Source organism: Kitasatospora sp. NPDC051702 (assembly GCF_040681575.1).
In the GTDB taxonomy this organism is placed as follows: domain Bacteria; phylum Actinomycetota; class Actinomycetes; order Streptomycetales; family Streptomycetaceae; genus Kitasatospora.
Genome location: NZ_JBFAZB010000003.1, coordinates 193,560 through 217,273 on the forward strand (window position 1 = coordinate 193,560; position 23,714 = coordinate 217,273).

Here is a 23,714-nt window from a genome sequence, read left to right on the forward strand (position 1 = left end):
TCAGGGCTCCGGCGCCTCAGGACTCCGGCTGCTCGATCAGCTGGGCGAGGTAGAGCGCCTCGCCGAGCTTCTCCAGGAGCTCCAGCTGGGTGTCGAGGTAGTCGATGTGGTGCTCCTCGTCCGCCAGGATGTCCTCGAAGATGTTCGCCGAGGTGACGTCGTTCTTGGCGCGCATCACCACGATCCCGCGCTTCAGGCGGTCGATCGCCTCGACCTCGACCTGGCGGTCCGCCTCGAACATCTCCTTGACCGTCTGGCCGATCCGGACGTGGAACAGCCGTTGGTAGTTCGGCAGCCCGTCCAGGAAGAGGATCCGGTCGGTGAGGGTCTCGGCGTGCTTCATCTCGTCGAAGGACTCGTGCCGGGTGTACTTGGCGAGCTTCGTCCAGCCGAAGTTCTCCTGCATCTTGGCGTGCAGGAAGTACTGGTTGATCGCGGTGAGCTCCGCGGTGAGCTGCTCGTTGAGGAACTCGATGACCTCTGGATCGCCCTGCATGGCGCTGCCTCCCTGCGCTTCGGCCTGCGGTGGGTCCCGCGTTGCGCATCCTGGCACCGGGGTGGGCGGAAATTCCAGTAAGTTCACACTCACTAGGACATGTGTCGGAATATCCGATTTAGCCGGGAAGGTTCCGGGGTCAGCCGACCGTTGGCCCGTACGAGCGGGGCGTGCAGCCCGCAGAAGGGGCGCGCGCCGGGCCCCGGCCGCCGTCTGTCACCATGGAGCCATGGGTCAGTCCGAACAAGAACCACTTCCGCCGTCTGACCCGAGGATCCCCCCGGGGCAGCGCGCGCAGCGCGGCTGGCCCGCCCTGCACTACGGTCCGGTGCCCCGCTTCAAACCGCTGACCTGGGACCTCCAGGTGTTCGGCGCGACCGCCTCGGCGGAGAAGCACAGCTGGGACTTCACCGCCTTCCAGACCCTGCCCCGCACCACCGTCGTCGCCGACCTGCACTGCGTCACCAAGTTCACGCTGCTCGGCAACGAGTGGACGGGTGTGCCGGCGGCCGCCCTGCTCGACCTGGTGCCCCCCGCGCCCGGCGTCACCCACGTCATGGTCTGGGCCGAGTACGGCTACAGCGCCAACCTGCGGCTGGCCGACTTCGCCGACCCGCGGACGGTCCTGGCCACCCACCGCAACGGCGAGACGCTGACCGCCGAACACGGCTTCCCGGTCCGGCTGGTCGTCCCGCAGCTGTACGCCTGGAAGGGCCCCAAGTGGGTCCGCGCGGTGGAGTACATGCGGGCCGACCGCCGCGGCTTCTGGGAGGAGCGCGGCTACCACAACCTGGCCGACCCGTGGCGTGAGCAGCGCTACTCCTACCAGGAGGAGCCGGGCGACGGCCCGCTCCGCTGAGCCGCCCGACCCGCTCTAGAAGAACGGGAAGTTGACCGTCACCGCGGTGTGCTGCGGGCGGCGCTCGCCGGCCGCGGGGGACTGGCCGGACACCTTGCCCGTGCCGAACAGGTTGACCCCGGTGGTCTGCATCGTGAAACCGGCCGCCTGCAGGGTCTTCGCCGCGTCGTCCTTGCTCATGCCGGTGACGTCGGGCACGGGCACCATGCCCTTGCTGACCACCAGCGACACCGCGGCGTTCTCCTGCAGCAGCTGCCCGGCCGCCGGAGAGCTGCTGATCACCGCGCCCTCCGGCACGGTGTCGTCGTAGGTCTCGGTCACCCCGCCCCTGGTCAGCTGGGCGGCGGCCAGCGCCTCGGCCGCCTGGCCGGCGGGCTTGCCGGTGACGTCCGGCACGGCGATCCGCTTGGGGCCCTTGGAGACGGTCACCGTCACGGTGTCGCTCTTGCGGGCCCGCGCCCCCACCCCGGGGTCGGTGGCGATGACCTGCCCGGCCGGGACGCTCTCGCTGAACGCCTCGACGAACCGGCCGTGCATGCCCTCCTTGTCCAGGATCCGCTGCGCCTCGGCCCGGTCCTTGCCGAGCACACCGGGCACCGGTCCGTACAGGCCCTCGGAGAGGCCGTAGGTGACGCCGCCGACCGCCAGCACCAGGGCGCTCAGCGCGGCGACCCAGAGCAGCGGGCGGCGCGGGACGCGGCGCAGCCGTCCGGGGCGGCGCCGGCGCACCGGGGTCGGCTCGTCGTACGGGCGCGGCTCGACCAGCAGCTGGTCCATCAGGTCCGCCGGGACGTCCAGCACGCTGGTGCGCTCGGGCGGCGGGGCGTCGGCCGGGTGCGGCAGCGGCTGGATGACCGAGGTCGGCTCGCTGGTCGGGTAGCGCGGGCTGGGCCGGGTGGAGGCCGGCGGCTCGGCGTCCAGCTCGGCCGGGGTGAGCGTGCGGCGGACCCGCTGCAGGGCGGCGAGCAGCTCGACCGCGTCGTACGGGCGGGCGTCGGCCGTCCGCGCGCAGGCGCCGGCCACTATCGCGTCCAGCGCGGCGGGGACGGCCGGGGCGGTCAGCGAGGGGGCCGGGACGTCCTCGTGCAGGTGCTTGTACATGACCTGGACGGGGTTGTCGCCGGTGTGCGGGCGGCGGCCGGTGAGCATCTCGTAGAGCAGGATGCCGGCCGCGTAGACGTCGACCCGCTGGTCGGTGGGGGCGTCCGGGAGGATCTGCTCGGGAGCGAGGTAGGAGACGGTGCCCAGGACGGTGCCGCCGGTCGCGGTGCTGGTCGAGGTGGGGGCGCCGTCCGCGGTGCCGAGCACCCGGACCAGGCCGAAGTCGGCGACCTTGACCAGGCCGCCCTCGGTGATCAGCACGTTCTCCGGCTTGACGTCGCGGTGCACCAGCCCGGCCCGGTGGGCGGCGCCCAGGGCGGCGAGCACCGGCTCCAGCACGTCCAGCGCGGCCCGGACGGACAGCGCGCCGCGGTCGCGCAGCAGGTCGCGCAGCGTGCGGCCGGGCACGTACTCCATCGCGAGGAAGACGTTCCCGCCGTCCGCGCCCTGGTCGAAGACGTTGACCACGTTGGGGTGGGTGAGCCGGGCGACGGCCTTGGCCTCGCGGATGAACCGGGCGGTGAAGCCGTCGTCACCGGCCAGCGAGGGGTGCATCACCTTGAGGGCGACGACCCGGTCCAGCCGGGTGTCGGTGCCCTTGTAGACGGTGGACATCCCGCCGGTCGCGATGCGCTGCTCGACCCGGTACCGGCCGTCCAGCAGGGTACCGATCAGCGGGTCGTGCAGTGCCATGTCCACCCGGGGGAGTCTAGTGCCGCGGGCGCGCACCGGACCCTGGGGACACCGCCCCCGGGCCCGGCTGTGCCCGGCTTGTGACACGGGACGCCCCCGGGCGCCGCGGGTGTTCCGGCGTCAGAAGGCGGGGCGCTCGCGGGTGTCCAGGTCCGCCCGGCCGGCCATCGCCGAGGAGGCCTCGGCGTGGAAGCGGCGCGGGATGCGGCCGGCCCGGAACGCGAGCCGGCCGGCCTCGGCGGCGTGCCGCATCGCCTCGGCCATCAGCACCGGGTCCTGCGCCCTGGTCACCGCGGAGGCGAGCATCACGGCCGCGCAGCCCAGCTCCATCGCCAGCGCGACGTCGGAGGCGGTTCCGGCGCCCGCGTCCAGGATCACCGGGACGTTCGCGCCCTCCACGATCAGCTGGAAGTTGTGCGGGTTGCGGATGCCCAGGCCGGAGCCGATCGGCGAGCCGAGCGGCATGATCGCCGCGCAGCCGACGTCCTCCAGCTTGCGGGCCAGCACCGGGTCGTCGTTGGTGTACGGGAGCACCGTGAAGCCGTCGTCGACGAGGGTCTCGGCGGCGTCCAGCAGCTCGATCGGGTCCGGCAGGAGGGTCCGCTCGTCGGCGATCACCTCCAGCTTCACCCAGTCGGTGCCGAGCGCCTCGCGGGCCAGCCGGGCGGTCAGCACGGCCTCCCCGGCGGTGTAGCAGCCGGCCGTGTTGGGCAGCACGCGGATGCCGTTGCGGGTCAGCACGTCCAGGACGGAGCCCTGGGTGGAGGCGTCCACCCGGCGCATCGCCACGGTGGTGAGCTCGGTGCCGGAGGTCAGCAGCGCGCGCTCCAGGACCTCCAGGCTCGGGGCGCCACCGGTGCCCATGATCAGCCGGGAGCCGAAGGTCGCCCCGGCGATGGTCAGCAGGTCGTCGGCCATGGTCAGCCTCCCTGGACGGCGGTGAGGATCTCGATCCGGTCGCCCGCGGACAGCGCCGTGTCGGACCACGAACCCCGGGGCACCACGGCCTCGTTGAGCGCGGCGGCGACGCCGGAGTGGGCCGTGCTGAGGGTGGCCACCACCTCGGCGAGGGTGGTCGTGGCGGGCACCCGGCGGGGCTCGCCGTTGACGGTCAGTGCGATCTCGGTCATGCGGAGGCCTTCGTGGTGGAGCGGTCGGGGGAGAACCGGGTGGGGGTGAACGGCTGTGCCAGCTCGGGGAGTTCGCCGGTCGCCAGGTACTCGGCGAGCAGGTCGGCGGTCACCGGGGCGAGCAGCACCCCGTTGCGGTAGTGGCCGGTGGCGGCGACCAGTCCGGGCAGGGCGGTCGGGCCCAGCAGCGGCGCGTTGTCCGGCGAGCCGGGGCGCAGCCCGGCGGAGGTCTCCAGTAGCGGGAGTTCGGTGATCCCGGGGACCAACTCGTGTGCGTCGCGCAGTAGTTCGTAGACCCCGCCGGCGGTCACCGTGGTGTCGTAGCCCTGTTCCTCGGTGGTCGCGCCGATCACCAGCTCGCCGTCCTCCCGGGGCACCAGGTACAGGTGCTGCCCGCGCACCACGGCGCGGACGTTGCGGGACAGGAACGGCCGGTACGCCCCGGGCACCTGCAGCCGCAGGATCTGCCCCTTCACCGGGCGGACGGGCGGCAGCACCCCGTCCGGCAGGCCGGGCAGCCGGTGGCTGTGCGGGCCGGCCGCGAGCACCACCCGGTCGGCGGTCACCGCCCCGCCGTCGCCGAGCCGCACCCCCACCGCCCGGTCGCCCTCGACCAGCAGCTCGACCGCCGGGGTGCGCCGCACGACCACGCCCGCGGCCTCGCCGGCCAGCAGCAGCGCGGCGAGCAGCCGGCGGCCGTCCACCTGGTGGTCGTCGGCGACGTGCAGGCCGCCGCGCACGCCGGGGGCGAGCATCGGCTCCATGCGGCGGGCCTCCCGGCCGGTCAGCCAGGTCGAGTCCAGGCCGAGCCGCTGGTGGAAGGCGTGCAGTTCGCGCAGTTCCGCCCGGTCGTCGGAGTCCAGCGCCACGGCGAGCGTGCCGCACCGCCGGTAGCCGGTGTCCGCGCCGCCGCTCGCCTCGGTCAGTTCGGCGGCGAAGGCGGCGTACCGCTCGTTCGAGGCCATGCCGAGGCGCAGCAACGGCTCCTCGCCGTACTGCAGCTCGGTGACCGGCGCGAGCATCCCGGCCGCGACCCGGGCCGCCCCGCCGCCGGGGGAGGGGTCGACCACGACCGTCGCCAGTCCGCGCTGCGCCGCCCGCCAGGCGACGGCGAGACCGATCAGGCCCCCGCCGACCACCAGCACGTCGGCGCGGGCGCCCGATGCCAAGCGTGTCAAAGCTGCTCTTCTCCCTTCGCCGGTATGACCCGGATCAGGTTCGGACGGTCGCAGGCCGTGCCAGCCCGCCTCTCAGCCCGGTCCGCCGGGCTCCCGTGATCGTGCCCCCACCATAACGCCGGTGGTCGGCCCGGCCGAAGGCGTGTACGAGGGGTGGACGGAGAGTGCGCAGGTGGGGGTGCCCGCGGCCGGCCGGGCGGGCGTGCGGTCCCCCTGGTGGACGCCTCGACCGGGCGTCGAGGGCGCTGAGTACAGTGACGGGCGTGGCAGAGCTGAGCGGAACGGATCAGGTGGTCGTCGTCGGAGCCGGGCTGGCCGGGGCGCAGTGCGCCCTCAAGCTGCGGCAGGGCGGCTGGCGGGGGCGGATCGTGCTGGTCGGCGAGGAGCGGCACGCGCCGTACGACCGGCCGCCGCTGTCCAAGGAGGTGCTGCTCGGCAAGACCGACGCCACCCCCCTCGACATCGACTACCCGCACCTCGGCATCGAGCTGCTCACCGGCCGCCGCGCCACCGGCCTCACCCCCGGCGTGCTGCACACCGACGGCGGTGAACTCCCCTACGGCGCACTGGTGATCGCCACCGGCGCCACCCCGCGGCGGCTGCCCGGCGCCGAGCGCGCGCACCTGCTGCACACCCTGGACGACGCGCTCGCGCTGCGGGCCCTGCTGCGGCCCGGGCTGCGCCTGGTGCTGGTCGGCGCGGGCTGGATCGGCGCCGAGGTGGCCACCGCGGCCCGCGAGGCCGGCTGCACGGTGACGGTGGTGGAGGCGGGCCCGGCCCCGCTGCCCGGTGCGCTGCCGACCGAGGTCGGTTCGGCGATGGCCGCCTGGTACGCCGAGGCGGGTGTCGAGCTGCGCTGCGGGGTCGGCGTCGCCGCCGTGGAGTCCGGCTCGGTGCTGCTGGCGGACGGCTCGCACCTGGCCGCCGACGAGGTGGTGGTCGGGGTCGGGGCCCGGCCCGCGACCGACTGGCTGGCCGGCTCCGGCGTCGAGCTGGACGGCACCGGCGCGGTGCTGGTCGACGAGCGCCTGCGCACGGGCGCGCCGGGCGTCTTCGCGGCCGGCGACTGCGTCAGCTACCCCTCCGCCCGGGTCGGTGCCCGGCTGGCCGTCCAGCACTGGGACCACGCGCTGCAGTCCGGCGAGGCGGCGGCGGCCGCGGTGCTCGGCGCGGAGGCGCCGCCGTACGACCCGGTGCCGTACTTCTGGTCGGAGCAGTTCGGGCGGATGGTCCAGTACGCCGGGCGGCACGCCGCGGGCGACCGGATGCTGTGGCGCGGCGGCCCCGGGGACGCCTCCTGGGCGGTGCTCTGGCTGCGCGACGGGGTGCCGAGCGCGCTGCTGACCGTCGACCGGCCGCGCGACCTCACCCAGGGCCGGCGGCTGATCGAGCGCGGCACCGCCCTGGACCCGGTCCGCGCGGCGGATCCGGCCGTGCCGCTGAAGGCCGCCGCCGCCCTCTGACCGGCCCCTTGGTGCGCGGGGGCCCGTCGAGGTGGCAGTCTGGTGCCGTGAGTGAGATCGATGCGAAGACTGATGCCCTGGTCCCCGAGTGGCTGTACCTGCCCGACATCTCCGAGCGGTGGGGCGTGCTCGTCACCGAGGTCCGCAACATGGTCAAGAAGGGTGAGCTGATCGCGGTACGCCGCGGACCCAACAAGTCGCTGCAGGTCCCGGCCGCGTTCATCGACGAGGAGGGCCCGGTCAAGCACCTGGTCGGCCTGCTGACGGTGCTGCGCGACAGCGGGTTCAGCGACGAGGAGATCGTCGAGTGGATGTTCACCGAGGACCCGTCGCTGCCCGGGACCCCGGCGCAGGCCCTCTGCGAGAACCGGGCGACCGAGGTGAAGCGGCGCGCCCAGGCGATGGCGCTGTGACGACCCCCGCGCCGGCCGCCGGCCCCCGGGCCCGGCTGGCCGACGCCCGGCTGTACCTGTGCACCGACGCCCGGCGCGAGCAGGGCGACCTGGCCGAGTTCCTCGACGCGGCGCTGTCCGGCGGGGTGGACGTCGTCCAGCTCCGGGACAAGGGCCTGGAGGCGCGGCAGGAACTGGAGGCCCTGGAGGTCTTCGCGGACGCGTGCCGGCGCCACGGCAAGCTGCTGTCCGTCAACGACCGCGCCGACGTCGCCCACACGGCCCGGCCGGACGTGCTGCACCTCGGGCAGGACGACCTGCCGGTGCCGGCCGCCCGGGCGATCCTCGGCGAGGACGTGCTGATCGGGCGGTCCTGCCACGCCGAGTCCGAGGTGGACGCGGCGATCGCCGAGCCCGGCGTGGACTACTTCTGCACCGGTCCGGTCTGGCCGACCCCGACCAAGCCGGGCCGCCCGGCGCCGGGCATCGGCCTGGTCTCCTACGCGGCCGCGCGGGACACCGACCGGCCGTGGTTCGCCATCGGCGGGATCGACCTCGGGAACCTCGACGAGGTGCTCGCCGCCGGCGCCCGCCGGATCGTGGTGGTGCGCGCCATCACCGCGGCGGACGACCCGCGGGCCGCCGCCGCCGAGCTGTCGCGCCGGGTGCGCGCGGCCTGACCCCGTCGTCCGCCGCTGTCCGCGGTGCCTCAGTACTTGCGGACGGTGGCGGCCTCGGCCAGCGCCAGCAGCACCGCCCGGGCCCGCTCGTCGGCGAGCGGCGCCGCCTCCAGCGCGGTCAGCGACTGCCGCATCAGTTCCTCGATCCGGCGCTCCACCCGTTCGGGCGCGCCGCTGCGGGCGACCAGGGCGCGCAGCCCGGCGACCTCCTCGGGGGCGAGGTCCGGCGCGCCGAGGCGCTCGTCCAGGTGCCGGGCGTCGGCGGCGGACAGGCCGCGCATCGCGTGCGCCACCAGCAGGGTCCGCTTGCCCTCGCGCAGGTCGTCCCCGGCGGGCTTGCCGGTGACCGCCGGATCGCCGAAGACGCCGAGCAGGTCGTCGCGCAGCTGGAACGCCTCGCCCAGCGGCAGGCCGAACGCCCCGAACGCCGCCACCAGCTCCGGCCCGGCCCCGGCCAGCAGCGCGCCGACCTGCAGCGGCCGCTCGATCGTGTACTTCGCCGACTTGTAGTGCAGCACGGCCTGCGCCCGCTCCAGCGCGCCCGCGTCCGCCGAGTCGCCGGCCACCGGCTCCAGCACGTCCAGGTACTGGCCGACCATGACCTCGGTGCGCATCAGGTCGAACACCGGCTTGGCGGCCAGCACCGCCGCCGGCTCCAGGCCGGAGCGCAGGAACAGCTCGTCGCACCAGATCAGCAGCAGGTCGCCGAGCAGCACCGCGGCCGAGGCCCCGTACTGCTCGCGGTCGCCGCGCCAGCCGCTGTCCCGGTGCAGGGCCTCGAAGCGGCGGTGGACGGAGGGCAGGCCGCGGCGGGTGTCGCTGCGGTCCATCAGGTCGTCGTGCACCAGGGCACTCGCCTGGAGCAGTTCGAGGGCGGCGGCCGCGTTGGCGATCCCCGCGCCGTCGGCCGGGCCGCCGGCGCCGCGCCAGCCCCAGTAGCAGAAGGCCGGGCGCAGCCGCTTGCCGCCGTCCAGCAGGAAGTCGCGCAGGGCGTCCGTGGCGGGGGCCAGCTGGGGGGAGATCTTGTCCAGCAGGGCGGCCTGGCCGTCCATGAACGCGGCGAGGGCGGCGTTGACGCGGGTGCGGACGTCCTCCACGTCAATGGGGTTGGCCGGCCGGTTGCTGGACGAGGTCACGATGAGGCTCCGCTGGTTCGCTGGGGGTGCAGCAAGCGTAGCGGGGCGGCTGGGAACGGCTGTGCGAGCAGGTGTTCGGGCCCGGACCTACCGGCCGGTAGGGCCACCCGAACGGCGTCCACCAGGTGTCTCAATCCGTGGAACCGAGTTGTCCGGCCCCTTCGAACGCCGGATAACCTGCCAGCATGGCACTCGGAATCGCTTCCACCAGACCGGACCGCGCACAGACGGTCCGCGAGCTCCTGGCGGCCGGAAAGCGGTCCTTCTCCTTCGAGTTCATGCCCCCGCGCACCGAAGCCGGGGAGCAGAAGCTCTGGGACGCCATCCGCCGCCTCGAACCGCTCGACCCCAACTTCGTCTGCATGACGTACGGCGCCGGCGGCTCCTCGCGCGAGCGCACCGTCAACATGGTCGGCCGGATCGCCACCGAGACCACGCTCACCCCGGTCGCCCACCTGACGGCCGTCGACCACTCGGTCGCCGAGCTGCGCAACATCATCGGCCAGTACGCCGACCAGGGCGTCCGCAACGTCCTCGCGGTCCGGGGCGACCCGCCCGGCGACCCGACGGGCGAGTGGGTCAGCCACCCGGAGGGCGTCACCTACGCGTACGAGCTGGTCGAACTGATCAAGGGCATCGGCGACTTCTGCGTCGGCGTCGCGGCCTCGCCGAACATGCACCCGCGCTCGACCGACTGGGACGAGGACATCCGGCACTTCGTCGGGAAGATCCGGGCCGGCGCCGACTACGCGATCACCCAGATGTTCTTCGAGGTCGACGACTACCTGCGGCTGCGCGACCGGGTCACCGCCGCCGGCTGCGAGACGCCGATCATCCCGGAGATCATGCCCGTCACCAACGCCCGGCAGCTGGAGCGCTTCCCGCAGCTGAGCGGCTCCGCCTTCCCCGTCGACCTGGAGGCCCGACTGCGGGCCGCCATCGACGACCCGGCGGCGCTGCGGGCGATCGGCATGGAGCACGCCACCGCGATGGCGGAGCGGCTCCTCGCCGAGGGTGCGCCCGGCCTGCACTTCATCACCCTCAACCACTCCACGGCGACGCTGGAGATCTACCAGAACCTGGGCCTGCACCAGCGCCACGCCTGACGCGGCGCCCGGCGCCGCGCCCACCCGGACGCGCACCCGGCCGCACCCCCACGAGCCCGTCACCGGTCCGCCGGTGCCGGGCTCGGTCGTGTGCGCCCCGCTCCCGAGCGGCGGGAACGCGATGCGGTACCCCGGCCGTTGAACCGGTACAGTCGCCGCACACGCGCGGCGCGCGCGGGCACGCGACTGGAGGTAGCGGGCGGATGGGCATCGGATACCTGCTGCTGTACGTCGCGTTGGCGGTGGTGGCGCTCTGGCTCCTCGCGGAGGTGCTGCTGCAGAACCGCGCCCCGCTGCACTGGCGGGCCCTCGCCCTGGTCGGCTTCCTCGCGGTGGCCGCCGGCATGGTCCTCGGGTCGGTCCCGGTGATCGGCGCCGGCGCCGCCCTGTTCGCCGTCGGCCAGACCTTCGTCACCCTCTCGGTGAAGCGCGGCCACCAGGGCGGCTGGTCGCTGCGCAAGGCCGACGGCAGCCTGCCCGGCCCGCTCGCCAAGGTGCCCCTGCTGGGCGCCCTGACCGGCGGCGCCGTCGCGGTGGCCGCGGTCGAGGCCGCCGCCCCCCGGGTCGGCGAGGTCAGCGCCGTCGAGGAGCCCCCGCTGCCGGAGGCCGTCGCCCCGGCCGCCGAGGCCGCCCCCGAGGTCGAGCAGACCGCCGCCTTCGAGATGCAGGAGCTCGCCCAGGACGGCGTCTACGCCCAGTCCTACTACGAGCAGCAGCAGTCGCACGACCCCTACGCCGAGGCCTACCAGGCCGGCTACGACGCCGTGCAGCCCCAGCAGCAGCCGGCCTACGACCAGCAGCAGTGGCAGACCCAGCAGCAGCCCGCCTTCGCCTACGACCAGGGCTACGGCGGTTACCCCCAGCAGCAGGTCCAGGACCCGTACGCGGGCTACCAGCAGCAGGACCAGTACCAGGCCTACCCGCAGCAGCAGGCCGGCTGGGACCAGCAGCAGAACTGGCAGCACCCCGACCAGCAGCAGCACCAGCAGCACCCGGAGCAGCAGCACCAGCAGGGGATCCCCCAGCAGCAGGCCTACGACCAGCACGCCTACGGCTACCAGCAGCAGAACACCTGGCACCAGGGCTGACCGGAGCCCGCCCGCGCGGGCCCCGGGCCGGGCTCAGGCCGGACTCAGGCCGGGCTCAGGCCGGGCCGACGAGGTTCGCGGCGATGCAGGCCGACATTCCGGTGCGGGCCAGCCCGCCGCCCGGGTGGGCCGACCCGCCGACGAGGTACAGGCCGGGTGTCGGGGACTCGTTGGGGAGCCGCAGCCACTCGCCCGCGGGCCCGGCGAGGGCCGGGGCCGGGACGGAGCCGCCGGGGGCGCCGGTCTCCCGGAACGTGGTCTCCGGGGTGCGGACGACCCGCCACAGCACCCGCTCGCGCAGGCCGAGCCCGGCCGCGTCGACGTGGTCGAGCAGCCGGTCGGCGTAGCGTTCAGCGACCCCCGGGACCGTCCAGTCGACGGCGCCCTGGGCGGGCACGGTCGCGGTCAGCACCACGCTCTCGTGGCCGTCGTCCGGCCGCAGCGACGGGTCGTCCGGGCGGAGCACCTGCACCGTCGGGCGGTCGCAGGGCGCGGCCGCGCCGGCCAGGACGGCCGACTCGGCCGCCGGGTCGGCGGCGTGCACGACGGTCCGGTGCGGGGCGCCCGCCGGCCGGGGGCCGCGCAGGGCGAGCAGCACGCCGAAGCGGCCCGGCGCCGGGGTCGGCCCGGTGCCGGCCGGCGCGGGGAGGCCGGCGCTCCGGGGGTCGAGGAGGGTCCGGGCGTCCGTCGCGGCGATCACCAGGTCGGCGTCGATCCGGCCGGCCGCGGTCTCGACACCGCGGGCCCGGCCCTCCTCGACGACCACCCGGGTGACCGCGGTGTCGAAGCGGAACGCGACCCCGCGCTGCTCGCAGCGCCGGTGGACGGCGTCGGCCAGCGCCCGCAGACCCCCGCGGACGTACCAGACGCCGAAGGACTGCTCCATGTACGGCAGCACGGTGGCGCTGGCCGGAGCGGTGTGCGGGTGCAGCCCGAACCGCAGCGCGTGCTCGTGCAGCAGCGCGGTGAGGCCGGGGTGGCCGCCGAGCTCCCGGGCGGCGACGTCGGCCAGGGTCCACGGGCGCGGCCGGCCGAGCCTGGCGAGCAGGCCGCGCCGCGGCGGGACGGGGTACGGGTCGGTGTGCAGCGGGGTCGGGTCGGCGGGCAGCGGCTCCTCCAGGAGCGGGCGGCGGGTCGCCTCCCAGACCGTCCGGCCGTGGTTCATGACCTCGCTCCAGCGGGCGCCGGAGCCGGCGCCGAAGGCGGCGTCCAGGGCCTGGCTGACGCCGCCGCGGGAGGCGTTGGGCAGGTCGACGGCCGTGCCGTCCGGGAACAGGTGCCGGCTCTCCGGGTCCACCGGTGCCAGGTCGACGAGCTGCTCCAGCGGCTCCCGGCCGGTCTTCAGGGCGAGGTCGCGGTAGACGGCCGGGAGGGTGAGCAGGCCGGGGCCGGTGTCGAAGGCGAAGCCGTCGCGCTCGTACCGGCCGACCATGCCCCCGTACGTGCCGGCGGCCTCGCAGACCGTCACCCGGTGTCCGAGGGTGCCCAGCCGCGAGGCCGCCGCGAGCCCGCTCATTCCTGCGCCGATGATGACGATCCGTGCCATGGCACTGATCCTAGGACGCCGCGGTCACGGCCTAGAAACGCCGGGCGTACTGCTCCTCCGACGGCCGGCCGGGCTGTTCGCGCTGCTCGCGGGCGGCGCGGCGCTCCCGGCGGCGGGCCCGGAAGGCCCGGATCCGGTTGATCGCGAACCAGACCAGCAGCAGCCCCGCGGCGAGCAGGACGGCGGCGATCGATGCGGCCAGCCAGGGATGGAAGATCGCCAGCGTCACCAGGCCCGCCACCGAGACGTCCTCCGCCATGCTGACCGCGATGTTGCTGGCCGGCTCGGGCGAGGTGTTGACGGCCATCCGCAGCGAGGCCTTCACCAGATGGCTGACCAGTGCCGTCGTGCCGCCCATGGCACCGGCCGCGACCTCGCCCAGCGAGCCCGGGTCGGCGCTCGCGATCAGGGCGCCGACGGTGGCGCCGGCGATCGGCCGGATGACGGTGTGGACGGAGTCCCAGAGGCTGTCCACGAACGGGATCTTGTCGGCCACCGCCTCCAGCAGGAAGAGCACGGCGGCGGCGATCAGCACGTCGGTGCGTTCCAGTGCGGGCGGCACCGAGTCCGCGCCGGCGAACCGGCCCAGCAGTCCGAGCAGCAGCACCACCGCGTAGGCGTTGATGCCGCTGGCGAGTCCGCTGGTGAAGATCAGCGGCAGGACCGTCATCGTCTCCCCCTCCTCATGATGTGGCTCCCCCCGTTCCGTTCGAGCACTGCACGCCGTACCGTACCGGGACGTCCCCCGCCGACCCGCCGGTTCCGGCCGTCGGCGGACCGGCCGCGGGGGATCTGAGTACGGATACTCAGATCCGCGGTTGAGTACGTCAGCGGATGGCCCCGGGGCCCCTCGGGACGGGAGAGTAGGGGCACCGGGACGGCGGCGCGTCGGGCGCCGACGGACCGGTCGGCGGACCACGTCCGCCCCAGTCGGCCACGAGGGGCCGGAGGGGCGGCGGCGGTGGTCCGCCTCGGGTGCCGGTCACGGTCACCGCACCGCCGACACGGGGCGGCGGAGCGGGCCGGGGGGAGACCGGCCACTGTGGGGGGAGCTCGGGGGGAGCTCGCCACCACCGCCCTCGGGGGAGGGGCGGAGCGGCGGCGCACGGCGGCGGCGCGGGACCTGGGGGGACAGGCCCGCGCCGGCCGCCGGCACCCGTTTCCGGCCGCGTTGTCAGTGGTCCCGTTCACGATGGAGGAGCACGGACCGCCCGGTCCGCGCGCTGCCTCGGAACGGGGGAGACCATGACCGTCAGCCGTCCTGAGCCCGTCACCGCCCGCCTCCACTCCGCCGCCCTGCCGCACCCGCCGCGCGGCGGCGACGTCCATCCCGTCCTGCGCCGGACGGCCGCGCCGCCCGCCGCCCTCGACCTGCTGGCCGACGCCCACCGCACCCTCGACCAGGCGCGCGCCCTGGAGGATCCGCTGGAGCGGTACGCGGCGGCCCACCTGGCGGCGCTGCGCACCGTGGCGGCCGTGCTGGCGGTGCGCGGCCGGCCGGAGAAGGACCCGCGCCGGCGCAGAGCCATCCGCAGCGCCTGGGAGGTGCTGCCCGAGGTGGCCCCCGAGCTGGCCGAGTGGGCCGTCTACTACGGCGCGGGCGCGCGCCGCCGGGCCGCCGCCGAGGCCGGGATCAGGGGCGCTGCGAGCGCCCGCGACGCCGATGACCTGGTCCGCAACTCCGCCCTGTTCCTGCGCCTGGTCGAACGGCTGCTGGGCCTGCGCCCGGCGCCGCCGGCCCCGCGGTTACCCCTGGACGTGGACGACCCGCCGGTGGTGACGGGCCCCGTCAACCGGTCGGTCTAAGGTGGAGGCATCCTGATCGATCTGCACGTGCCAAGGAGCCCCACCGTGTACCCGACGCGTCCCCGCAGTGCCCTGCGTACCGCCGTGGTGTGGGAGGTGGTGCGGGCAGCCCTGGAGAAGCGGGCGGCCGAGCTGGACCAGCCGGTGCTCGACGTGGTCGACACCGGCGGCGGCACCGGCAACTTCGCCGTGCCGGTGGCCAAGCTGGGCCACCGGGTCACCGTGGTCGACCCCAGCCCCGACGCGCTGTTCGCCCTCGAGCGCCGCGCCGCCGAGGCCGGGGTGACGGAGCTGGTCCGGGCCGTCCAGGGCGACACCCAGACGCTGCCCGAGCTGGTCGCCCCGGGCACGGTGGACGCGGTGCTCTGCCACGGAGTGCTGGAGGTCGTGGACGACCCGGCGGAGGCGCTCGGCAGCCTCGCCGGCACCCTGCGCAAGGGCGGCCTGGTCAGCCTGCTGGCCGCCAACCGCAACGGCGCCGTGCTGGCCCGCGCGCTGTCCGGGCACTTCACCGAGGCCCGGACGGTGCTGTCCGCCGCCGACGGCCGCTGGGGCGAGCAGGACCCGATGCCGCGCCGCTTCACCGGCGAGGAGCTCGGCCTGCTGGCCGAGGGCGCGGGCCTGACGGTCGAGTCCGTGCACGGCGTCCGGGTCTTCGCGGACCTCGTCCCCGGTGTGCTGGTGGACACCGAGCCGGGCGCGATGGAGGCGCTGCTGAAGCTGGAGGAGGCCGCCGCCGCGCAGCCCGCCTTCCACGCCGTGGCGACCCAGCTGCACCTGCTGGCCACGCTCGGCTGAGACGTTCCGGGCCCCTCCGCCGCCGTACGGTTCGCGCACCGTGCGGCGGCGGTTCGCTTCCCGTACGACGGCCGGTCGCCGCGCTGCGCTCCGGAACCTCCCCAGCTCCGGATGGATTCCACCCGTTCGGGCACTTGTCCGCGCCCCACCGCGTTGAGGATGATGCGGCCCCGCCCGGTCGAAGTGGCCCGTCCCACGCGGCGCAGACCACCCCGTAACGGGCCCACGGACCGTATGATCTGGGTAAAGCCGGAAAGCATGACAGCCGGATGCGTGGGGCATATGGACGACACGGGCCGGGTCCCCCGCACAGGCGTCCGACCGTGTGCACCGATGGCTGATTGGACTTGCCGCCCCGACCGGGTCGGCGGACCGGTCGCACCCGCGACCGACGAGTAGGAGGACTCCGTGCCGCTCTCGGAGCACGAGCAGCGACTGCTCGACCAGATGGAGCGAGCGCTGTATGCCGAAGATCCCAAATTCGCGTCTGCGCTTGAGGGAACCGGGCTGCGCACCTACACCCGTCGGCGGGTCTACCTGGCCGTCGGCGGCTTCGTGGTGGGCATCGGCCTGCTGATGGGCGGCATGGTCGTCCCGGACCAGATCTGGGTCAGCGTCGTGGGTTTCCTGGTGATGCTCGGGTGCGCGGTGTTCGCCGTGACGGGTTGGCGCCGCGGGCCCGCGAGCCAGGGCTCCGGCCCCCGGCCGGCCGCCGCACCGCGCCGCAAGGCCGGGATGATGGACCGCGTGGAGCAGCGCTGGCAGCGCCGCCGGGACGAGCAGACCGGCGGGTTCTGAGCGCACGGCACGGCGCCGGGCGCGCCGGCCGGAACGAACGCCGGGGCGGGCAGTCGGTCCGACTGCCCGCCCCGGCGTTTCGCGCGTCCGGGCGCGGCCCCGTCAGGACTCCCCGTCGCGCCCGCGCCGGGAGGTCAGCCGCCGCACCGGGCCGGTGATCGCCGCGGAGAGCCGGGCCGTCCGGTTGCCGGCCGCCGTACGCGCCGTGAGCAGCGCCTCGGAGATCCGCCACCACAACTGCGCCGAGGACGGCGGCAGCAGCACCGCCCTGGTCCGCCCGGCCCGGCCGGCGGTGGCCAGCAGGCCCTGCCGGGCCGTCCGGACGTCGGCCGCCAGCGGGGCGGTGGTGACCTGGCCGGACGGGGCGTAGAGCACCCGCTCGGTGGCCAGTGCCAGACGGCCGGTGGCCGCCGCCGACTCCGCGTCCAGGTCCGCCTCCTCGGCGATCCGCCGGGCGGCCGAGCGCGGAGTGCGCGACTCGTCCGGGGGAATCCCGAGGTCCCAGGCGGAGTCGACCAGCTCGTCCCAGGCGGCCAGCACCTGGGCGTCGGCCAGCTCGGCCGGGCCGCTGCCGCCGGGGCGGCGGCGCCCGCCGCCACCGAGGCGGCGCCGGCGCAGCGCCGTGCGCCAGAACATCGGCACCAGCAGCAGCACCAGCACCAGCAGCACGGTGGCGGCGGTGCCCAGCACCTGGGCGGAGAGCAGCCAGGAGTCGTCGGCGGCGCTGCTGACGGCCTTGCCCTTGTCGCCGCACTCGCCCATCTGACGCAGCTTGGCGTCGCAGTCCTTGCTGGTGGTCGGCGCCGGGACGGCCGCCGAGCTCTGCGGGGCCGCGGTCGGCTGCTGGGTCGGGGCGGTGGTCGGGACGCTGGACTGCTCGGTGTAGCGGGGCTGGACGCCGCGGCTCGGGGTGGGCTCGAAGCGCATCCAGCCGAAGCCCGAGAAGTAGAGCTCGGGCCAGGCGTGGTACATCCGGCCGTTCACCGAGTAGACGTTCCCGCCCTTGGCGTCGCCGGGGGTGAATCCGACCGCGACCCGGGCCGGGATCTTCAGCACGCGGGCCATCGCCGCCATGGTGGAGGCGAAGTGGACGCAGAAGCCCCTGCGGTCGCGCAGGAAGACGGCGATCGCGTTGTTGCCGGTGCCGCCGCTGACCGTGGTGTCGTAGGTGAACTGCGAGCTGGTGAAGTAGTTCACCAGGGCCGTCGCCCGGTCGTAGTCGTTCTGGGCGTTGGCGGTGACCGCCCGGGCCTGCTGGGCGACCACCGGGGGCAGGTCGGCGGGGACGGCGGTGTAGCGCTCGCGGATGTCCTGCGGGGCGAGCGGCACGGTGCGCAGCTCGTTCGCGGTGGGGCGCAGGTCCAGGGCGGTGACGTGGTAGCTCAGGCCGCGGATCGCCCGGTCGTTGGTCGGGACGACGGTGCGGGTCAGCGGGTCGAGCTTCCAGTCGGACCGGTTGGGGACCTGCACGGTGGCGGCCGGGTAGGGCATCGGCAGCCAGCTCTTCTCCAGCTGGTTGCCGATCCGGAACTCGCCCTCGATCCGCGGGAGGTTGGCGTCCCGCAGGCCCTCGGGGGAGGGCAGGGTGGTCGGGAGGTCGGTGACCGCGGTGCTGCTGAGCTTCCAGTTGGTGCCGTCGAACTGGTCCAGCGAACCGGTCCGCAGGTAGATCTGGTCGGCGAGTTCGGTGTCCAGGGTGTAGCTGAGCAGCTCGGTGTCGGTGGGCTTGGTGACCTCCGACTCCAGGCTGACCAGCGGGTCGAGGCTGGTGGCGGCGCCGTAGCCGCCCTTGCCGCCGGGCCCGGCCGAGCCGGACCCGATCAGGCCGGACTCCCAGTGCGGGAGCAGGGCGGGCAGCAGCAGGGCCGCGACGAGCGCGAGGATGCCGATCTGCTGGCCGCCCACGCCGACCGCCCGCCCGCCCTCGGTGCCGCGCGAGGTGCCCCGGAAGACCCGGCCCCAGCGGGACACCCGGTCCTGGCCCTCGGCGAACAGCAGCACCAGGTAGCCGGCCGCGGCCAGGCCGAACCAGAGCCAGCTGCCGCGGTCCCCGGCCAGGCCGTTGCCGACCGAGTACAGGGCCAGCAGCGGCAGCCCGGCCAGCGCCGAGTGCCGGTACGTCACCGCGATGGTGTCCACGGCCACGGCGACCAGGCCGATCGAGGCGACCAGGATCAGCCGCAGGCCGGCGTTGGGCGGTGCCGGGATCGCGTACTGCTGGATGTCGTCCAGACCGGAGGCGAAGACCTGGTCGAGGACGCGCATCGAGGACGGGCCGGGCACCAGGCCGCCCCAGAGGGCGCCGGAGCCGGCGAAGCCGACGAGCAGCAGCAGGAGCAGCACCAGCAGCTGCCCGACCGGGACCGTCCAGCGGTACAGCGGGGAGCGGCGCAGGCCCGCGCCGGCCGCGGCGATCACCACGACCACCAGGAAGGCGTGGGCGATCCAGCTGCTGGTGGTGAGCAGCGGGGTCAGACAGAGCGAGGCGAGGGCGGTGGCCAGCGCCGAGTACACGGTCAGTTTGGCCCGGGTGGTCACGCGCCGGCCTCTTCTCGGTAGGGGGAGGTCGTCCTGGCGCCGTCGGCGGCCCGCCACAGGTCCGGGAGGGAGTCACCGGAGCGGACCGGCAGGACGGTCCAGCCGGCCTCGCGCAGCTGCCGGACGCGGGCCTGGAACTGCTCGCCGCCGGTGTCCGGGGCGAGCATCCGCAGGCCCGCCCAGGTGCCGGTGTCGAGCAGCAGGGCGACGGCCCCGCCGGTGCGGCTGCGCAGCCGGGCCAGCCGGGTGGCCTGCTCCTCGTCCAGGTCGCCGAGGACGGCGACCAGCAGGCCCTCGCCGCCGGCGCGCAGCGGCTCCTCGGCGCGGGAGAGCCCGCCGCCGTCGGACAGGTCGGCGATCGCGAGGGCGTCCAGGATCAGCCCGGAGGAGTCGGCGGCGGTGTTGGTGCCGCCGGTGCCGGGGCCGGGGACGCTCTGGCCGGTGTCGGTGAGCAGCCGGGTCTGGTAGCCGCGTTCCAGCAGGTGCGCGGCGACGGAGGCGGCGCAGCTGACCGCCCACTCGAAGGACGAGGCGGGGCCGCTGCCCCGGTGGCCGATCTCGCGGGTGTCCAGCAGGACGGTCGCCCGGGCGCGCTGCGGCTGCTCCTCGCGGCGCACCATCAGCTCGCCGTACCGGGCGGTGGACTTCCAGTGCACCCGGCGCAGGTCGTCGCCGGGGCGGTACTCGCGCAGGATCACGTCGTCGTCGCCGGCCAGCGCCAGCGTGCGGGAGCGGCTCTCGCCCTGCCCGGCCCACTCGCCGCTGAGCCGCACGTGCGGCAGGGCCTGGATCCGGGGCACGACGGTGAGGACGTCGGAGGCGGAGAAGGAGCGGTTGACCTCGCACATGCCGAACGGGTCGGACAGCCGCAGCTGGAGCGGCCCGAGCGGGTAGCGGCCGCGCAGGTCCGAGCGGACCCGGTAGGAGACCTCGCGGTAGCCGCGCGGTTCGACCCGGTCCAGGACGAAGCGCGGGCGCGGCCCGAGCACGTACGGGACCTTGTCCTCCAGGAGCAGCAGGCCGGTGGGCACCCGGGAGACGTTGTCGACCCGCAGGTGGACCCGGGCCTCCTGGCCGGCCACGGCCCGGCGCGGGCTCAGCCGGCGCCCGCTGGCCACCCGGTAGCGGGTGTTGGCGACCACCATCGCGGCGGCCAGCGGCAGGGCGGCGAGCAGCAGGCCCACGCGCAGCAGCGCGTCCTGGTCGAGCAGGTAGGCGCAGAGCACCGCGGTGATGCCGGCGGCGAGGAAGGAACGCCCCCGGGTGGTGAGGCCGCGCAGCCCGGCCCGCACGCCTGACGTCGGGTCGGACGGCACCTCAGCCCCTCCGGACGGCCGGGCCGCCCTGCGGGCGCGGCAGCGGGAGCCGGGCGACCAGGTCGGTCACGATCTGCTCGGAGGTGCGGCGGCTGAGCTGGGTCTCGGCGGTCGGCATCAGGCGGTGCGCGAGGACGGGCACGGCGAGGCGCTGGATGTCGTCCGGGGTGACGTAGTCGCGCCCGTCGAGCGCGGCGGCGGCGCGGGCGGCCCGGACCAGGTGCAGGGTGGCGCGCGGCGAGGCGCCCAGGCGCAGCTCGTGGCTGCTGCGGGTGGCGCCGACCAGGTCGACGGCGTAGCGGCGGACCGGGTCGGCGATGTGCACGGTGCGGACCAGGTCGATCAGCTTGAGGATGTCGGCGGCGTGCGCGACCGGCTGGAGGTCCTCCAGCGGGCTGGCGCCGGCGTGGACGTCGAGCATCGCGAACTCGGCCTCGGGGCTCGGGTAGCCGATCGAGATCCGGGCCATGAAGCGGTCCCGCTGGGCCTCCGGGAGGGGGTAGGTGCCCTCCATCTCGACCGGGTTCTGGGTGGCCACGACCATGAACGGGGACGGCAGCTCGTAGCTGGTGCCGTCGATGGTGACCTGGCGCTCCTCCATGGACTCCAGGAGCGCGGACTGGGTCTTGGGCGAGGCCCGGTTGATCTCGTCGCCGACGACGATCTGCGCGAAGATCGCGCCCGGGCGGAACTCGAAGTCGCGCTGGTGCTGGTCGTAGATGTTGGTGCCGGTCACGTCCGAGGGCAGCAGGTCGGGCGTGAACTGGATGCGGCGCACCGTGCAGTCGACCGAGCGGGCGAGCGCCTTGGCCAGCATGGTCTTGCCGACGCCGGGCACGTCCTCGAGCAGCAGGTGGCCCTCGGCGAGCAGGACGGTCAGCGCGATCCGGACGGCCTCCGGCTTGCCCTCGATGACGCTCTCGATGTTGGCGCGGACCCGGTCCACGACCGCGGCGAGCTCGGGAAGTCCGATCCGGTGGTAACCGTCCGCCCCCTGGCCGCCCCCCGCGGGACCGCCGAGACCGGCCTGATCGCTGTAGCTCGTCACCCGTTTACGCTCCCTGGCACGCTGTGCCCGCCTCACCCCGAGGCCGGACCCCACCCCATGCTTGACGCGGCCGTTCCGGGGGCGGTTCCGATCGGGGATCCGGCGCCCGGCGCGGCCTGCGGCCTGGCCGCCCCAGGTGGTTCGGGGTCCGACCGGCAGGCGCATTCTCCCCCGTGCGGAGGTCAGAAGTCACCCTCGGGAGCGGGGCGGCCGCCGGGAGGCCCCGCCGGCCCGGACGCCGTCGGCCGGGAGGGGCGGGCGGGGCGCCGGCCGTCAGTGGATCTCGCGCAGCAGTCCGGTGTGGACGTCGAAGACGAAGCCACGGACGTCGTCGGTGTGCAGCAGGAACGGGGAGGTGCGGACCCGCTGCATGGACTGGCGGACGTCGCCGTCCAGGTCGACGAAGGACTCCACCGCCCACTGCGGGCGCTGGCCGACCTCCAGTTCCAGCTCCCGGCGGAAGTCCTCGGTGAGGCCGAGCAGGCCGCAGCCGGTGTGGTGGATCAGCGCGACCGAGCGGGTGCCGAGGGCGCGCTGGCTGATGGTGAGGGAGCGGATGGTGTCGTCGGTGACGACGCCGCCCGCGTTGCGGATGACGTGGGCGTCGCCCAGTTCGAGGCCGAGCGCCGCGAACAGGTCGAGGCGGGCGTCCATGCAGGCCACCACGGCGATCCGCTGGACCGGGCGGGCGTCCATGCCGCCGTCCCGGAAGGTCACCGCGTACTCGCGGTTGGCCGTGACGAAGCGGTCGATGACGGCGGGGCTGGGGGAGTCGGCAGCGGCGGTCGGCGTGGGCCGGTCGGGTGTCACTGTCATGGTGGTGACGTTAGTGCCGTCCTGGCCCGTGCGGTGGGGTGAGGAGCTACAGAACGAGCCGCCGCGATCGGGTGCATCGCCACAACGGGCGGCCCGGCCCCGGGGTGGTGCCGGCCTGCACGGGTGCATGCGCCGGTGCCCGTGCCGGGGCCGGTGCCGGGGCCGGTGCGGCCGGGCTCCCGGGCCGGCCGCGGGGGTGGGGCGCGCGGTGTTTCGCGAGGGCCCCCGGCCGGTGCCGGACCGGGGCCGCCCCCACGGCCGCGACCTGCGGTGATCCGTACCGCCGCCCGGGTGGTGCGCCGGAGCGGACCATTGACTGCCGGGGCCTGGGCGATAGAGTTGCGGCGCAGTGGAGCACACCCGCCGGGGCCCGTCAACCGGGCCCGTCCGGTCGGTGCGCCCGGCCCGACGCGGTCCGTGGCCTCCACCCGCTCCGTGCCCACCTGGCGCACCTTCCCCGGCGCCGGGCGGTCATGACCTTCCCCCTGAGCGGGCGGGGACCACGGGCCGCGTCGTCGTGCCGTGAACCGGTGGGCGAGAATGGTCCCAGCTCCCGGACGTCGGGCTGCTTCGCACCTGAGGAAGGGCGCCACCGCGCATGACCACCAATGAGCCGGGCCCCAAGCACGTTCCGGTGATGCTGCAGCGGTGCATGGACGCGCTGGCGCCGGCGATCTCGCGCCCCGGGGCGGTGGTGGTGGACGCCACCCTGGGCCTCGGCGGGCACAGCGAGGCGCTGCTCGCCCAGTTCCCCGAGGTGCGGCTGGTCGCGGTGGACCGCGACCCGCAGGCGCTCAAGCTGTCCGGCGAGCGGCTCGCCCCCTTCGGCGACCGGGCGACCCTGGTGCACGCGGTCTACGACGAGATCCCCGAGGTGCTGGAGCGCCTGGGCATCGACCGGATCGACGGCGTGCTGTTCGACCTCGGCGTCTCCTCGATGCAGCTGGACGAGGCGGACCGCGGCTTCGCCTACGCGCAGGACGCGCCGCTGGACATGCGGATGGACCAGACCCGGGGGATCAGCGCGGCCGAGGTGCTGAACACCTACAGCCACGGCGACCTGGCCCGGATCCTCAAGGTGTACGGCGAGGAGCGCTTCGCCGGGAAGATCGCCTCGGTGATCCTGCGGGAGCGGGAGAAGGAACCGTTCACCAACAGCGCGCGTCTGGTCGAGTTGGTGCGCAACGCCATCCCGGCGGCGACCCGGCGGACCGGTGGGAACCCGGCCAAGCGGACGTTCCAGGCGCTGCGGATCGAGGTCAACGGCGAGCTGGAGGTCCTGGACCGGGCGATCCCGGGGGCGCTGGACGTCCTCGCGGTCGGCGGCCGGATCGCCGTGATGTCCTACCAGTCGCTGGAGGACCGCCTGGTGAAGCAGTACTTCGCCGCGGGGGCGACCAACACCGCGCCGCCGGGGCTGCCCTTCATCCCGGAGGAGCACCAGCCCTGGCTCAAGCTGATCACCCGTGGTGCCGAGCTGGCCACGGAGCAGGAGATCGAGGAGAACCGGCGCGCCGCGCCCGTGCGGCTGCGGGTGGCGGAGAGGATCAGGGACCGTAGCAAGCGGGGCTGAGGCGTTTGCCCCGGTGGGGTTCCGAAGGGCGGAGGAGAGCGGTGGGGCCGGTGGCCGGTGAGGTCCGGGCGGGGCGGGGAGCACTCCCCGGACAGGGCAGGGCACGGATCACGGTCCGGCCGGGGCGGCGTCCGGTACGGGGGCGCACGCCCT

The 23,714-nt window shown here is 75.0% G+C and carries 22 protein-coding genes and 1 riboswitch; of the genes, 10 read left to right on the plus strand and 12 right to left on the minus strand.

What is annotated here, in order from left to right:
* Nucleotides 1-16: 16 nt before the first annotated feature.
* Nucleotides 17-496 (minus strand): bacterioferritin, encoded by a 480-nt coding sequence (gene bfr / locus AB0N04_RS04390; RefSeq protein ID WP_030239990.1) that lies wholly within the window; start codon nucleotides 494-496, stop codon nucleotides 17-19.
* Nucleotides 497-725: 229 nt separating this feature from the next.
* Between bfr and AB0N04_RS04395 the strand changes: the two genes are divergently transcribed.
* Complete coding sequence (locus tag AB0N04_RS04395; RefSeq protein WP_360207404.1) at nucleotides 726-1,355, plus strand: molybdopterin-dependent oxidoreductase; 630 nt, start codon at nucleotides 726-728, stop codon at nucleotides 1,353-1,355.
* Nucleotides 1,356-1,370: 15 nt separating this feature from the next.
* On the opposite strand, the gene pknB is transcribed toward AB0N04_RS04395, so the two are convergent.
* The 4 genes from pknB to thiO all read right to left on the minus strand — a co-directional run bounded on the left by pknB (nucleotide 1,371) and on the right by thiO (nucleotide 5,457).
* The gene (gene pknB / locus AB0N04_RS04400) at nucleotides 1,371-3,149 is read right to left on the minus strand and encodes a Stk1 family PASTA domain-containing Ser/Thr kinase (protein ID WP_360207680.1); all 1,779 of its coding nucleotides are present in this window, start codon (nucleotides 3,147-3,149) and stop codon (nucleotides 1,371-1,373) included.
* 120 nt (nucleotides 3,150-3,269) lie between these two features.
* Nucleotides 3,270-4,067, minus strand: a complete 798-nt coding sequence (locus AB0N04_RS04405) for a thiazole synthase (RefSeq protein ID WP_360207402.1) — start codon at nucleotides 4,065-4,067, stop codon at nucleotides 3,270-3,272.
* Nucleotides 4,068-4,069: 2 nt separating this feature from the next.
* On the minus strand, nucleotides 4,070-4,279 hold the full coding sequence (gene thiS / locus AB0N04_RS04410) for a sulfur carrier protein ThiS (protein ID WP_360207399.1): 210 nt from the start codon (nucleotides 4,277-4,279) through the stop codon (nucleotides 4,070-4,072).
* Nucleotides 4,276-5,457 carry a glycine oxidase ThiO gene (thiO, locus tag AB0N04_RS04415; RefSeq protein WP_360207396.1) on the minus strand — a complete coding sequence of 394 codons (1,182 nt, stop codon included), beginning with the start codon at nucleotides 5,455-5,457 and terminating at the stop codon, nucleotides 4,276-4,278. The genes thiS and thiO overlap by 4 nt, the downstream gene beginning before the upstream one ends.
* A riboswitch (TPP riboswitch) is annotated at nucleotides 5,452-5,564 on the minus strand. (Overlaps the previous gene by 6 nt.)
* 147 nt (nucleotides 5,565-5,711) lie before the next feature.
* Between thiO and AB0N04_RS04420 the strand changes: the two genes are divergently transcribed.
* Genes AB0N04_RS04420 through thiE form a run of 3 tightly spaced genes read left to right on the plus strand, consistent with a single transcriptional unit; the run spans nucleotide 5,712 to nucleotide 7,992 of the window.
* On the plus strand, nucleotides 5,712-6,920 hold the full coding sequence (locus AB0N04_RS04420; RefSeq protein ID WP_360207394.1) for an FAD-dependent oxidoreductase: 1,209 nt from the start codon (nucleotides 5,712-5,714) through the stop codon (nucleotides 6,918-6,920).
* A 47-nt stretch (nucleotides 6,921-6,967) separates the two neighbouring features.
* The gene (locus AB0N04_RS04425) at nucleotides 6,968-7,333 is read left to right on the plus strand and encodes an Rv2175c family DNA-binding protein (protein ID WP_360207391.1); all 366 of its coding nucleotides are present in this window, start codon (nucleotides 6,968-6,970) and stop codon (nucleotides 7,331-7,333) included.
* The gene (thiE, locus tag AB0N04_RS04430) at nucleotides 7,330-7,992 is read left to right on the plus strand and encodes a thiamine phosphate synthase (protein WP_360207389.1); all 663 of its coding nucleotides are present in this window, start codon (nucleotides 7,330-7,332) and stop codon (nucleotides 7,990-7,992) included. The genes AB0N04_RS04425 and thiE overlap by 4 nt, the downstream gene beginning before the upstream one ends.
* Nucleotides 7,993-8,021: 29 nt before the next feature.
* Here thiE and AB0N04_RS04435 read toward each other — a convergent pair whose 3' ends face one another.
* Nucleotides 8,022-9,128 carry a polyprenyl synthetase family protein gene (locus tag AB0N04_RS04435; RefSeq protein ID WP_360207386.1) on the minus strand — a complete coding sequence of 369 codons (1,107 nt, stop codon included), beginning with the start codon at nucleotides 9,126-9,128 and terminating at the stop codon, nucleotides 8,022-8,024.
* A gap of 185 nt (nucleotides 9,129-9,313) precedes the next feature.
* Between AB0N04_RS04435 and metF the strand changes: the two genes are divergently transcribed.
* The gene (metF, locus tag AB0N04_RS04440) at nucleotides 9,314-10,234 is read left to right on the plus strand and encodes a methylenetetrahydrofolate reductase [NAD(P)H] (RefSeq protein ID WP_360207383.1); all 921 of its coding nucleotides are present in this window, start codon (nucleotides 9,314-9,316) and stop codon (nucleotides 10,232-10,234) included.
* 203 nt (nucleotides 10,235-10,437) lie between these two features.
* The gene (locus tag AB0N04_RS04445) at nucleotides 10,438-11,322 is read left to right on the plus strand and encodes a hypothetical protein (RefSeq protein WP_360207380.1); all 885 of its coding nucleotides are present in this window, start codon (nucleotides 10,438-10,440) and stop codon (nucleotides 11,320-11,322) included.
* A 55-nt stretch (nucleotides 11,323-11,377) separates the two neighbouring features.
* On the opposite strand, the gene AB0N04_RS04450 is transcribed toward AB0N04_RS04445, so the two are convergent.
* Both AB0N04_RS04450 and AB0N04_RS04455 read right to left on the minus strand, forming a co-directional pair.
* Nucleotides 11,378-12,868, minus strand: coding sequence for an NAD(P)/FAD-dependent oxidoreductase (locus AB0N04_RS04450; RefSeq protein ID WP_360207378.1), 1,491 nt, complete (start codon nucleotides 12,866-12,868; stop codon nucleotides 11,378-11,380).
* Between the two features lie 31 nt (nucleotides 12,869-12,899).
* Nucleotides 12,900-13,538: a DUF4126 domain-containing protein gene (locus AB0N04_RS04455; RefSeq protein WP_360207375.1), complete on the minus strand. Its 639-nt coding sequence runs from the start codon at nucleotides 13,536-13,538 to the stop codon at nucleotides 12,900-12,902.
* 575 nt (nucleotides 13,539-14,113) lie between these two features.
* On the opposite strand from AB0N04_RS04455, the gene AB0N04_RS04460 reads away from it, so the two are divergent.
* The 3 genes from AB0N04_RS04460 to AB0N04_RS04470 all read left to right on the plus strand — a co-directional run bounded on the left by AB0N04_RS04460 (nucleotide 14,114) and on the right by AB0N04_RS04470 (nucleotide 16,270).
* Nucleotides 14,114-14,674: an SAV_6107 family HEPN domain-containing protein gene (locus AB0N04_RS04460; protein WP_360207372.1), complete on the plus strand. Its 561-nt coding sequence runs from the start codon at nucleotides 14,114-14,116 to the stop codon at nucleotides 14,672-14,674.
* Between the two features lie 45 nt (nucleotides 14,675-14,719).
* The gene (locus AB0N04_RS04465) at nucleotides 14,720-15,472 is read left to right on the plus strand and encodes a methyltransferase domain-containing protein (RefSeq protein WP_360207370.1); all 753 of its coding nucleotides are present in this window, start codon (nucleotides 14,720-14,722) and stop codon (nucleotides 15,470-15,472) included.
* 408 nt (nucleotides 15,473-15,880) lie between these two features.
* Nucleotides 15,881-16,270, plus strand: a complete 390-nt coding sequence (locus tag AB0N04_RS04470; protein WP_360207367.1) for a DUF3040 domain-containing protein — start codon at nucleotides 15,881-15,883, stop codon at nucleotides 16,268-16,270.
* A 102-nt stretch (nucleotides 16,271-16,372) separates the two neighbouring features.
* Here AB0N04_RS04470 and AB0N04_RS04475 read toward each other — a convergent pair whose 3' ends face one another.
* From AB0N04_RS04475 to AB0N04_RS04490, 4 genes are all read right to left on the minus strand, one after another.
* Complete coding sequence (locus AB0N04_RS04475) at nucleotides 16,373-18,808, minus strand: transglutaminaseTgpA domain-containing protein (protein WP_360207365.1); 2,436 nt, start codon at nucleotides 18,806-18,808, stop codon at nucleotides 16,373-16,375.
* Entirely contained in the window at nucleotides 18,805-20,124 is a 1,320-nt protein-coding gene (locus AB0N04_RS04480) for a DUF58 domain-containing protein (protein WP_360207363.1), read from the minus strand. The genes AB0N04_RS04475 and AB0N04_RS04480 overlap by 4 nt, the downstream gene beginning before the upstream one ends.
* Nucleotide 20,125: 1 nt before the next feature.
* Nucleotides 20,126-21,097, minus strand: coding sequence for a MoxR family ATPase (locus AB0N04_RS04485; RefSeq protein WP_360207677.1), 972 nt, complete (start codon nucleotides 21,095-21,097; stop codon nucleotides 20,126-20,128).
* A gap of 348 nt (nucleotides 21,098-21,445) precedes the next feature.
* Complete coding sequence (locus AB0N04_RS04490; protein ID WP_360207360.1) at nucleotides 21,446-21,988, minus strand: carbonic anhydrase; 543 nt, start codon at nucleotides 21,986-21,988, stop codon at nucleotides 21,446-21,448.
* Between the two features lie 598 nt (nucleotides 21,989-22,586).
* Between AB0N04_RS04490 and rsmH the strand changes: the two genes are divergently transcribed.
* Nucleotides 22,587-23,561 carry a 16S rRNA (cytosine(1402)-N(4))-methyltransferase RsmH gene (gene rsmH / locus AB0N04_RS04495; RefSeq protein ID WP_360207358.1) on the plus strand — a complete coding sequence of 325 codons (975 nt, stop codon included), beginning with the start codon at nucleotides 22,587-22,589 and terminating at the stop codon, nucleotides 23,559-23,561.
* Nucleotides 23,562-23,714 lie beyond the last annotated feature (153 nt).

Bases quoted from the DNA above. Each gene is read 5' to 3' on its own strand.
- bfr (WP_030239990.1), bottom strand. From the start codon at position 496: ATGCAGGGCGATCCAGAGGTCATCGAGTTCCTCAACGAGCAGCTCACC.
- AB0N04_RS04395 (WP_360207404.1), top strand. From the start codon at position 726: ATGGGTCAGTCCGAACAAGAACCACTTCCGCCGTCTGACCCGAGGATC.
- pknB (WP_360207680.1), bottom strand. From the start codon at position 3,149: ATGGCACTGCACGACCCGCTGATCGGTACCCTGCTGGACGGCCGGTAC.
- AB0N04_RS04405 (WP_360207402.1), bottom strand. From the start codon at position 4,067: ATGGCCGACGACCTGCTGACCATCGCCGGGGCGACCTTCGGCTCCCGG.
- thiS (WP_360207399.1), bottom strand. From the start codon at position 4,279: ATGACCGAGATCGCACTGACCGTCAACGGCGAGCCCCGCCGGGTGCCC.
- metF (WP_360207383.1), top strand. From the start codon at position 9,314: ATGGCACTCGGAATCGCTTCCACCAGACCGGACCGCGCACAGACGGTC.
- AB0N04_RS04445 (WP_360207380.1), top strand. From the start codon at position 10,438: ATGGGCATCGGATACCTGCTGCTGTACGTCGCGTTGGCGGTGGTGGCG.
- AB0N04_RS04450 (WP_360207378.1), bottom strand. From the start codon at position 12,868: ATGGCACGGATCGTCATCATCGGCGCAGGAATGAGCGGGCTCGCGGCG.
- AB0N04_RS04455 (WP_360207375.1), bottom strand. From the start codon at position 13,538: ATGACGGTCCTGCCGCTGATCTTCACCAGCGGACTCGCCAGCGGCATC.
- AB0N04_RS04460 (WP_360207372.1), top strand. From the start codon at position 14,114: ATGACCGTCAGCCGTCCTGAGCCCGTCACCGCCCGCCTCCACTCCGCC.
- AB0N04_RS04490 (WP_360207360.1), bottom strand. From the start codon at position 21,988: ATGACAGTGACACCCGACCGGCCCACGCCGACCGCCGCTGCCGACTCC.
- rsmH (WP_360207358.1), top strand. From the start codon at position 22,587: ATGACCACCAATGAGCCGGGCCCCAAGCACGTTCCGGTGATGCTGCAG.